Genomic DNA, 10,375 nt, shown 5'->3' on the forward strand with positions numbered 1-10,375 from the left:
TAGTGCGCCCAAAAATCAGAATTCTCCCGATAATCGGGATAGAAAAGTAGGAAATACAGGGACTTTTGCTGGAAATTGGAGGGCAAGAGTCCCTTCTTTTTTTATATGACGGAATACTTCTGGTTTTTAGAGGTGCCCTTATAAGAAATAAGAAGTTTATTCTCAACTCATTTGACTATCCGTATTCCAATGCACGTTTGGAAGCAACCAATAACCTCATTAAAGTCATTAAGAGAAACGCATTTGGTTTTAGAAACTTTGAGAACTTCAAGAAACGCATTTATGTGAATCAGAACATAAAAAGGGAGAGCACCTATACTGTACTCTCCCGTGTTCAGTTATCGAGTTCTATAGCTATTGAGTAACACTAAACAGATTCAAAAAAGAATCCTTATCTGTGGTGGAATCATCCGCATGCCATGCGGATGACGGAAGCTTTGAGACCTAAGCTCAAAGCTTAGTAATAATTGATTCAGGAATTGAATCAATTAGCCGTTTGATAGTGGCTGCTTTGTAGAGAGCTGTGCTCTCTATATCTTATAACTCAGATAGCATACTATGCTATCTGACCCGCACCACTCTCATAAGGATTCCTAAGAATCTGAATAGTAACTATACTTAAAATTAAATATAGTCACTATTACTATTCTAGTCACCCACTACAGTTGACAAAGAGCCGATTTTTTCAATTCCACCCATGTAAGGTCGGAGAACTTCAGGGATGGTGACGGAGCCGTCAGCATTTTGGTAGTTTTCCAAGATAGCAGCAACAGTCCGACCAACAGCAAGTCCTGACCCATTGAGGGTGTGGACGTGTTTAACCTTCCCATCCGCGTCATCACGGTAACGGATTTGAGCCCGGCGGGCCTGGAAGTCTTCTGTATTGGAACAGCTGGAGATTTCACGGTAGGCATTTTGCGCCGGGATCCAAACTTCCAGGTCATAGGTTTTGGCTGCGGAGAAGCCCATGTCTCCCGTAGAGATAGCTAAGACGCGATAGGCCAAGCCGAGTTTTTGGAGAATGGATTCCGCATTGAGGGTCATTTTTTCCAATTCTTCATAAGAATCTTCTGGTTTGGCAAATTTGACCATCTCCACCTTATGGAATTGGTGCAGACGAATCAAGCCGCGGGTATCACGACCTGCAGATCCGGCTTCAGAACGGAAGGATGGACTCATAGCTGTGAAGTAAATCGGTAGTTCCTTGGCTTCAAGGATTTCACCACGGTAGTAGTTTGTGAGGGGCACTTCCGCAGTTGGGATCAAGACATAATTACTGTCCGCCAATTCAAAGGTATCTTCCTTGAATTTTGGATATTGGCCGGTTCCAAACATGGAATCGTGGTTGACCATATAAGGCGGAATTACCTCTGTGTAGCCTTCTGCCAAATGCTCATCCAACATAAAGTTGTAGAGCGCGCGTTCTAGACGAGCACCGAGTCCTTTGTAGAAAAGGAAACGAGCGCCAGTCACCTTACCACCACGTTCCCAGTCCAAAATGCCTAGATCTTCTCCCAGGTCCCAGTGAGCTTTGGGTTCAAAGTCGAATGCTGGTGCTTGACCCCAGCGGCGAATTTCGACATTGTCCTCTTCATCTACCCCGACGGGAACAGAATCGTGGGGAAGATTTGGTAGGGTCACCAGAATTTCTTGTAGTTCTTGGTCAATGCTGTTTAAGCGGCTATCCAATTCCTTGATTTCAGCAGATAAAGCCTGCATGGCAGCAATCTTGTCAGCAGCATCTTCCTTGTTGCGTTTAGCCTGGGCAATCTCCGCAGAAACAGTATTACGCTTGGCTTTTTCTTCTTCGACTTGAACCAGTAGTTCGCGGCGTTGCTCATCCAGTTCCTTCATCTTGTCCAGAACAGCAGCATCTACACCCCGTGTTGCCAATTTGGCTTGGGCTGCCGCAAAATTAGTTCGAAGTTGTTTTAAATCTAGCATAGAAAACCTCCTGTATGAAAAAACACACGCATGTTTATGCTGGAGCGTCAAAACGCGGTTCCATCCAACTTCACATCGTGTGCCTTGATTACTCATTAAAAAAGTCCAACGGTAGAATTTCGTCTTCTACTTCTATCTGCTTGCAGCGACCGCAGACTCTCTAAAAGAAGAAGTAAGAGTACTTGTCCGTTTATTTCATTATAACCAAACTAGTCTTTTTTGGCAAGGGCTTGCCGAATTTTTTTCCAGGTCAATTGGATTAAGGTTGGGAGTCGTACGACTTTCTCATCCCCGATGTGTTGACGAGCGATTTTGAGAATCCTGCCGGAGTCGGGGGAAGCAAATTGAAAATTTCCTAAATCGGTGCTGACTTCAAAATGCCGACTAACCTTGTTCCGGCTAACATTAGCCCCAATACTGTGGATATTTTCCCAAGGAATTTGGATAAAATCTTGTACATTGCGGTCGTTGTAGAATTCGAGGGCCTTATTGCCAACTAAGAAAGTCCCAACCTGCCCGCCAATGCCCAGATAGGATTGACCCTTTGCTTGGAATTCAATAGTTGTATTAAGGGATTGAACCATGATTACTCCTTTAGAAAAATAAGGTGGGCTAAGCCCACCTTAAGAATTACATGATACCAGCTACGTGAGCTAGGATTCCGACAACAAAGAGTGCCAAAATGATGGTGATTGGGGAAACTTTCTTCTTAAGCAACCACATGCAGAGGAAGGTAAGGAGAAGTCCCATCAAACCAGGAATCAAGCTGTTCAAGTTATCCTGGAAGCTGGTAACCTTAGTTGGTGTTTGAGAAAGGCCTGAGCCAACTTGAGCGAAGGCTTCACGGATACCTTCCCAACCTTCAGGAAGTTGATCCCAGTGGATATAGGCTTTTTCATCTAGTTGAACTTCAGAAACGTTGAAGGCAAATTTGATTGATACCCAACGTTGAACCAAGACGGCAAGGATAAACATACCAAGGATTGAAGCTCCTTTGGTGATGTCTTGAAGGATACCACCAGACATGTTTTTGGTGATTTCAGATCCTGCACGGTAACCCAATTCTTGTGTATACCATTGGAAGGCCATCCGGATTAGGTTCCATAATACGAAGAAGATGATTGGACCCATGATGTTTCCAGAGAGGGCTAGGGAAGCACCCAAGGCACCAAGGATAGGACGAACAGTAAACCAGAAGACTGGATCTCCGATCCCGGCCAAAGGTCCCATCATCCCGATTTTAACTCCTTGGATTGCGGCATCATCGATTTCAGCGCCACGTGCACGCTCTTCTTCCAAGGCTAGCGTTACCCCAAGAATTGGTGAAGCGACGTATGGGTGTGTGTTGAAGAACTCCATGTGACGCTCAAGGGCAGCCGCACGGTCTTCTTTAGAAGTGTAGAGGCGTTTGATGGCTGGAACCATAGAGTAAGCCCAACCCAAGTTTTGCATCCGCTCGTAGTTCCAGGAACCTTGCAAGAAAGTGGAACGCAACCAGACTTTCTGACGATCATTTTTAGTTAATTGAAGCTTTTCAGACATGCTTGTAAGTCCCCTTTCTTAATAGTCTTCTAGGATGTCCCCGATAGGGTCTGTTGAAGTAGCAGCGCTGTCACCACCTGAACCACCTTTTTTAGACAAGTTCAAGTAGATGAAGGCAAGCGCAACACCGATCGCACCAAGGGCAATCAAGGTGAGGTCAGAAACGGCTGCAAGTGCAAAACCAATGGCGAAGAAAGGCCATACTTCACGAGTTGCCATCATATTGATAACCATGGCATAACCAACGGCTACAACCATACCACCACCGATGGCCATACCATTAGACAACCAAGCTGGCATGGCTTCAAGTGCAGCTTGCACGGCTTGAGTTGGGATTGCTAGAAGGAGGGCAGCAGGCACCGCAATCCGAAGTCCTTGAAGAAGGAGAGCGATGTAGTGGTAACGTTCCATCTTGGCGATGTCCCCTTCTTTGGCAGCTGCATCAGCCCCGTGTACTAAACCGACAGAAACGGTACGCACTAACATGGTGAGGAAGAGACCAGCTACGGCTAGTGGAATCGCAACGGCTTGAGCAACAGCAATTCCACGTGTGGAAGTATCGCCACCCAGAACGAGGATAATCGCAGCAGCGACAGAAGCGAGGGCTGCATCAGGTGCGACAGCGGCACCAATGTTAGCCCAACCAAGGGCGATCATTTGGAGGGAACCACCCAGCATAATACCTGCTGTAAGGTTACCTGTTACAAGACCGATAAGGGTACAAGCAACAAGTGGTTGATGGAATTGGAATTGGTCCAAGATACCTTCAAGCCCAGCTAGGAAGGCAACAAGGATAACCAAAATTGCAGAAATCAATGACATGGTTTATGTCCTTTCTATTATTATTGAACGTTGGCCTTAGAAATGAGGTCAAACAAATCTTTTTTCGCGTCATTTGGAACCTTGCGGACGTCAAATTCAACGCCAAGTTCCCGTAGTTTTTCAAAGGTTGCAACGTCTTCCTTGTCCATGGATAGAACGTTGTTAACCATTGTTTTACCAGTTGAATGAGCCATGGAACCAACATTCAAGGTCTTGATCGGAACACCGCCCTCAATGGCACGAAGCGCATCTTGCGGTGTTTCAAACAAAATAAGCGCGTGAGTGTTTCCGAAACGAGGGTCTTTGGAAACGTCGATCAATTTTTGAATTGGGACAACATTGGCTTTGACGTTACCAGGAGCTGCTTGTTTAATCAACTCTTTACGCAATTCATCTTGTGAAACAGAATCGGATGCAACGATAATCCGGTCTGCTTTTGAGTCCGGTGTCCAACCAGTTGCAACCTGTCCGTGAAGTAGGCGGGTATCGATCCGCGCCAAGTTGATCTTCAACTTGCCATCGCCAATCACTGTTCCTTCTGGGATTGCAGCTTGGGCAACAGGTCCAGCTGCTGCCCAAGCTGCTTCGTCAGCAGGGTTTAGCTCTTCAGGAAGTGCTTTAATACCATCTTTGGCTTCTTTGATGATGTTAGCAGCGACGGCTTCAACACCTGCAGCTGGGTCCATCATCCGTTCTGTATAGGCTTGAATTAGCATTGGCAAGTTCAAACCAGTGATGATGGCAAACTTGCGCTCAGGGTTTTCGCCCATAACGCGGCTAGCTTGGTTGAAGGGAGATCCACTCCAAAGGTCAGCTAGGACAAGGACCTCGTCCTCTGCGTCAAACGCAGCCACAGCGTCATTAAACTTGGCATACAAGTCGTCTGGTCCTTCGCTTGGCATAAAGGTTACAACCTGGACTTTTTCTTGATCTCCAAAGATCATAGATCCAGATTGGTGGATGCCGGCAGCGAATTCACCGTGGCTAGCAATAATGATTCCAATACTCATTATTGGTCTCCTCCTAAAAAATATTTGAAACTTAAATCCTTAAGAAATGTTTAAGCTATCTCATTGTAAAGCGATTTCAAGAAAATGTCAAGTAATTTCAAAAAATCCTAGACAAGTGAAAAAACCACAACAAAAAGGTAGGGGCTGATCCCCTACCTATAGAAAATGGATTAAGCGTTTTTGAAGTCTAGCACCATACGGCCTTGGATGGTACCGGCCTCCATTTCATCAAAGACAGCTGTAGCCTCTTCGACTGGGCGTAGTTGAACAACTGGTACTACCAAGCCCTCGGCTCCAAATTGGAAGGCTTCTTCTAAATCTTTACGGGTTCCGACCAAAGAGCCGACAACTTTAATGCCATCCAAAACAAGTTTGACGATGCTGAGATCCATGTATTCAGATGGCAGCCCAACAGCGACTAAGACCCCAGCAGCGCGGAGGGAATCAATAGCCTGGTTAAAGGCCACTTTGGAAACAGCTGTGACAACAGCAGCGTGGGCTCCAAGGCCGGTGATTTCCATGATTTTTCCGGGAATATCCTCGATTTCTAGGCCATTCAGGCTGATGTCTGCCCCAGATTCCAAGGCCAAGTCTAGTTTATCCTGATTAATATCGACGGCAATGACATGGGCATTGAAAACTTTTTTCGCATATTGAATCGCTAGGTTACCCAGACCCCCAGCGCCATAAATAACCACCCATTGCCCTGGCTGCACATTGGCTTCTTTAATGGCTTTGTAGGTAGTAACCCCCGCACAGGTGATGGAAGAAGCTTGGGCTGGGTCGAGTTTGTCAGGAACTTTTACTGCATAGTCGGCTGTGACGATACATTGTTTGGCCATACCCCCGTCTACGGAATATCCTGCATTTTTGACGTCGCGACAAAGGGTTTCGCGGCCGGTGGTACAGTATTCACAGCTTCCACAGCCTTGGAAGAACCAGGCCACGCTCACACGATCGCCAACCTTGAGGTTGCGAACATCTGGAGCTACTTCTTTGACAAGACCAATTCCTTCATGGCCTAAGACACGGCCAGGAACTTTTCCAAAATCGCCATGAGCGACATGGAGGTCAGTGTGGCAGACTCCGCAATATTCGATTTCGACCAGGGCCTCCCCTGCTTCAATCGGACGAAATTCTTTTTCGACAACTTCAACGCCTGTGCCTTCTGCATTAACAACAACAGCTTTCATACTAGAGCCTCCTTAGTCTCAGGGCTTCCCCTGTTTTATATGTTAAGTATATCACAATGGTTTTGCAGCCGCAAGCGTTTACATTGCTTTTTACTCAAAAAGAAACCAGTCAGAAGCAGGAGGTGGATTTGCTTCTGACTGGTTGAACAAAAATAAGGTTTATTTATAGGAAGAGTTCTCCTAGTTTTTGGGCGACGCCATCCTCTTGGTTAGTCCATTGGATTTGTTGGTCGGCGTAGTCTAGGAGTTTGGGATTGGCATTTTGCATGGCATAGCCGGATCCGGCTAAGGCCAACATTTCCTTGTCATTGAGCTGGTCGCCGAAGGCGATGAGATCAGAGGCTTGTTTTTGGTAGACGGCCAAGAGGTGTTTGAGGGCATTGGCCTTGTGGATACCTTTGGGAGTGCATTCTAAAATATTGTAGGGACCACCCCAGGTGCTGACAGTCATTTCCCCTTGGTAGTAGTGGGTTAAATCTTGGGCTAGGTGGTCGATATCTTGGAAACGGGTTTGAAAGAGGATGGCATTTGGATTTTTGGTGATTTTCTGGGGAATCAGCAGGTGCTGTTTAGTAATCTTCTCAATTCCCAAAAGCTGGGGATCTAGATTCTGGGGCTCTTGTTGGTGAATAAAGAATTTTTTACGGTATTCACTGACAATGAAGTCGGCTTGAACCTCGTCTTGTCTGTGAACGAGGTCGACCAGGTAGTCTTTGTTGATGGTGTATTCCCGTTCGTGTTCCCAGTCTTGACCTGGCAGGGAGGTTAGGGCGCCATTGAAGGAAATCAAGGGGGTGTCGAGTTCTAAGTATTGGTAGTAGGGGATGGCAGACCGATAGGGACGGCCGGTGGTGATGATAATTTTGTGGCCCTGGTCCTGGACTTGTTTGAGTACCTCCTTGCTTTTAGGAGAGATTTGCTGCTGATCATTTAAGAGGGTTCCATCGAGATCGAGGGCAATAATTTTAGTTGTTTCCATAGCTACTCCAGTTTTTTACTTTTACCTAGTATAGCAAATTTTAATGTTTTCATGGTAAACTGTTAGCAACTCAAAGGGAGGGATTATGTACAAACGAATTTTGCTTGTCTATCAATCAGCTTTTATTGCGATTTTTACAGTCTTGGCTCTGATTGGGGCGACTCAGAATGGTCCCAATCTAACCTGGAATATGTTTTTAGCCTTAACAGCTCTGGATTTTGCACTCTTGTCCAAGGTTAGTCAGAATCGGATTTTCCGTTGGGGAGCCTGGTTTTTGTGGTTGCTGTTTTTCCCCAACACCTTCTATATGGTGACGGACTTGATCCACATGCATTGGGTCGGAGATGTGCTTTATAACCGGGCCAATCAGAAGCTCTTTTTTGGCTTTGTCTTTGCTATTTTCTTTGGTGTCTTGTGTGGCGTGGAGAGTTGGCGACTGATGCGTTCGCATTTTTCTTGGAAACTCTGGCAGGAGATTCTGGCTACGGTGGTCCTGTCTGGCCTCTCGAGTTTGGCCATCACCGTGGGGCGCTACATTCGTCTCAATTCCTGGGATATCTTTACACGTCCCAACCTGGTGGTCCAGACCTTTCTGGAGGTTTTTAGCTGGCAACACATTATTTTTATTCTTGGTTTCACCGCCCTTCAAGGCATGTGCCTCTTTTTATTAGCCGATGATTGGGTAAAAGGTAGGAAGTAAGAAGTGAATTTGGTATAATGAGGGAATGAAGAGTCAAAATGAAGTAACCCTGATAGCCTGGGGTGAGAAATTAGGAGGCCTCCTGGAGGTCGGAGATGTGCTGGTTTTGTCCGGTGACCTTGGTGCTGGAAAAACGACCCTGACTAAGGGGATTGCGCGGGGGTTGGGGATTAACCAGATGATCAAAAGTCCCACCTACACGATTGTGCGTGAATACGAGGGGCGCTTGCCGCTCTACCATTTAGATGTTTATCGGATTGAGGGAGATCCGGATTCGATTGATCTGGATGCCTTCCTCTTCGGCGATGGGGTCACGGTCATTGAGTGGGGTGAGTTAATGGGCGATGCCCTTCCCAATGATTACCTACATTTAACCCTGTATCATGAGGATCAAGGTCGTCGCCTGGAGCTGGCAGCTCTTGGGTCCCGCAGCCAGAAATTGATGGAGGCTTGGAAAGATGCCGCAGCAAGAATTGGTGATTGAGGAAGCCCAGGTGACGGATGTCGATGAGCTGTTGGAGTTGTTTCGGCAGGTGGCGCGTGAGAGTGATTTAACCAGTTTGGAACCTAGTGGTCTAGATTTGTCACCAGAGCAGTTGGAAGACTACTTGGAGTCGAGTTTACAACATCCGGAGCGGCTGTTTTTGGTGGCTCGCTTGGACAATCAGCTGGTCGGTCTGCTGAACTTGTCGACAGACAGCAATCCCCGTTTGGGACATGTGGGAGAAGTGTTTGTGGCGGTTGCTCAGGCTTACTGGGGCCACGGGATCGGGACCATGTTGTTTGAGCTGCTCTTCGATTGGTTGGCTGAGACCCCAACTCTTCGGCGTTTATCCTTAAATGTTCAAGAAAGAAATCAAGCTGCCAGGGCCTTATATGAGAAAATGGGCTTTTCTTATGAAGGTCGGCAGGAAGAGGCGATCCAGCTTTGGGATGGTCGGTATGAGACAGTCCTCTTGATGGGGCTGGTGTTAGATAGGGAATAACATGTTTAAACAGAATTTAAAATTATTCTTAACCTTTCTTCTGGTTACCCTGATTGGCCTTGGGACCTATGCAGGGACGATTTATTTTCAATCAACGGGTCAGTTGGCTAAAACCTTTCAAAATTTTGGCCGGCAGTCGGATGTGATTGAGCGGGCTGAACCCATGACCCTTCTCTTGATGGGGGTGGATACGGGAAGTGGTTCCCGTTCAGATCCTTGGGAGGGGAATAGTGATACCATGCTCCTGGTAACGGTTAATCCGGATAAAAAAAACACAACCATGATGAGTTTGGAGCGGGATATCCTAACCAAGATTTCCCAAAAAGGAGAGGTGACGGAGGCTAAACTGAATGCGGCCTATGCCATGGGCGGAGCTGAATTGGCCATTCCGACCATTGAATCCTTAATGAACATCACGATTGACCACTATGTCATGATTAATATGCAGGGTTTGGTTGAACTGGTTGATGCCGTGGGCGGTATCGAGGTTAACAATACCTTTGACTTCCCGATTTCGATTGAGGAGCAGGAGCCAGAATACAAGGCGACGGTCAAACCTGGTAAGCAACACATCAATGGGGACCAGGCTCTGGTCTATGCTCGCATGCGCTACCAGGACCCCGAAGGGGACTATGGTCGCCAACAACGCCAGCGGGAAGTGATTCAGAAGGTTGTCCAAAAAGTGCTTAGTCTCAACAGTGTCAGCCACTATCGGGAAATTTTAAGTGCCGTCAGCAATAATATGCAGACCAGCATTGACTTGTCGTCCAACAGTATTCCAAAACTGTTGGTTTACCAAGATGCTTTCCGCAAGATTAAGCAGGAACAGCTCCGAGGAGAAGATGCGACCCTGGCCGATGGAGGCAGCTACCAGATTGTCGAATCAGACCACATCTTGGAGATGCAAAACACCTTGCGCAGCTCTCTAGGCCTCGATACCGTGGAGAAACTTAAAACCAATGCCGTTACCTTGAATGAACTAAATGGTGTGGGGTCTGATACGGAAAATATGGAACCTTAAGAGAGCACAAAAAAAACAAGTAGTTGGTGGCTGTTGTCATTAAGTTAAGGATTTCGAAAGTTTGATACGTACCGTGTCAAGTAGACAGTTGAAATAAATAAAGGGGACCTCTAAAAACCCCAGTTTTTCTTCAAATTTAATCACTCAAACCTTGATAAATCAACATTTAGATTTTCAG

The 10,375-nt window shown here is 46.5% G+C and carries 11 protein-coding genes and 1 pseudogene; 5 read left to right on the forward strand and 7 right to left on the reverse strand.

The features are described 5' to 3' along the window. Window positions 1–164 precede the first annotated feature (164 nt). Window positions 165–365, forward strand: a pseudogene (locus tag N4310_RS05645) (transposase); the annotation flags it as partial. Between the two features lie 283 nt (window positions 366–648). Here N4310_RS05645 and serS read toward each other — a convergent pair. The 7 genes from serS to N4310_RS05680 all read right to left on the reverse strand — a co-directional run bounded on the left by serS (window position 649) and on the right by N4310_RS05680 (window position 7,490). Beyond that, a complete protein-coding gene (gene serS / locus N4310_RS05650; RefSeq protein ID WP_262092416.1) occupies window positions 649–1,944 on the reverse strand; it encodes a serine--tRNA ligase in 1,296 nt (431 codons plus the stop codon). A gap of 209 nt (window positions 1,945–2,153) precedes the next feature. Further along, window positions 2,154–2,528, reverse strand: a complete 375-nt coding sequence (locus N4310_RS05655) for a DUF956 family protein (RefSeq protein ID WP_262092417.1) — start codon at window positions 2,526–2,528, stop codon at window positions 2,154–2,156. Between the two features lie 46 nt (window positions 2,529–2,574). Further along, complete coding sequence (locus N4310_RS05660; RefSeq protein ID WP_160333074.1) at window positions 2,575–3,486, reverse strand: PTS system mannose/fructose/sorbose family transporter subunit IID; 912 nt, start codon at window positions 3,484–3,486, stop codon at window positions 2,575–2,577. An 18-nt stretch (window positions 3,487–3,504) separates the two neighbouring features. Then, window positions 3,505–4,308, reverse strand: a complete 804-nt coding sequence (locus N4310_RS05665) for a PTS mannose/fructose/sorbose transporter subunit IIC (RefSeq protein ID WP_262092418.1) — start codon at window positions 4,306–4,308, stop codon at window positions 3,505–3,507. A 20-nt stretch (window positions 4,309–4,328) separates the two neighbouring features. Then, window positions 4,329–5,318, reverse strand: coding sequence for a PTS sugar transporter subunit IIB (locus N4310_RS05670; protein WP_262092419.1), 990 nt, complete (start codon window positions 5,316–5,318; stop codon window positions 4,329–4,331). Between the two features lie 170 nt (window positions 5,319–5,488). Next, window positions 5,489–6,511, reverse strand: a complete 1,023-nt coding sequence (adhP, locus tag N4310_RS05675; protein WP_262092420.1) for an alcohol dehydrogenase AdhP — start codon at window positions 6,509–6,511, stop codon at window positions 5,489–5,491. Between the two features lie 163 nt (window positions 6,512–6,674). Next, window positions 6,675–7,490 (reverse strand): Cof-type HAD-IIB family hydrolase, encoded by an 816-nt coding sequence (locus N4310_RS05680; RefSeq protein ID WP_262092421.1) that lies wholly within the window; start codon window positions 7,488–7,490, stop codon window positions 6,675–6,677. An 85-nt stretch (window positions 7,491–7,575) separates the two neighbouring features. Between N4310_RS05680 and N4310_RS05685 the strand changes: the two genes are divergently transcribed. From N4310_RS05685 to lytR, 4 genes are read left to right on the forward strand one after another with little or no spacing between them, the layout of a single operon-like run. Continuing rightward, window positions 7,576–8,190 carry a DUF1361 domain-containing protein gene (locus N4310_RS05685; RefSeq protein ID WP_262092422.1) on the forward strand — a complete coding sequence of 205 codons (615 nt, stop codon included), beginning with the start codon at window positions 7,576–7,578 and terminating at the stop codon, window positions 8,188–8,190. A gap of 25 nt (window positions 8,191–8,215) precedes the next feature. Then, window positions 8,216–8,674, forward strand: coding sequence for a tRNA (adenosine(37)-N6)-threonylcarbamoyltransferase complex ATPase subunit type 1 TsaE (gene tsaE, locus N4310_RS05690; RefSeq protein WP_179924221.1), 459 nt, complete (start codon window positions 8,216–8,218; stop codon window positions 8,672–8,674). Next, window positions 8,649–9,176: a GNAT family N-acetyltransferase gene (locus tag N4310_RS05695; RefSeq protein WP_262092423.1), complete on the forward strand. Its 528-nt coding sequence runs from the start codon at window positions 8,649–8,651 to the stop codon at window positions 9,174–9,176. The genes tsaE and N4310_RS05695 overlap by 26 nt, the downstream gene beginning before the upstream one ends. A gap of 1 nt (window position 9,177) precedes the next feature. Then, window positions 9,178–10,197 (forward strand): glycopolymer--peptidoglycan transferase LytR, encoded by a 1,020-nt coding sequence (gene lytR, locus N4310_RS05700; protein ID WP_338092442.1) that lies wholly within the window; start codon window positions 9,178–9,180, stop codon window positions 10,195–10,197. Window positions 10,198–10,375: the final 178 nt, after the last annotated feature.

Source organism: Streptococcus danieliae (assembly GCF_025447695.1).
GTDB classification, from domain to species: Bacteria; Bacillota; Bacilli; order Lactobacillales; family Streptococcaceae; genus Streptococcus; species Streptococcus danieliae.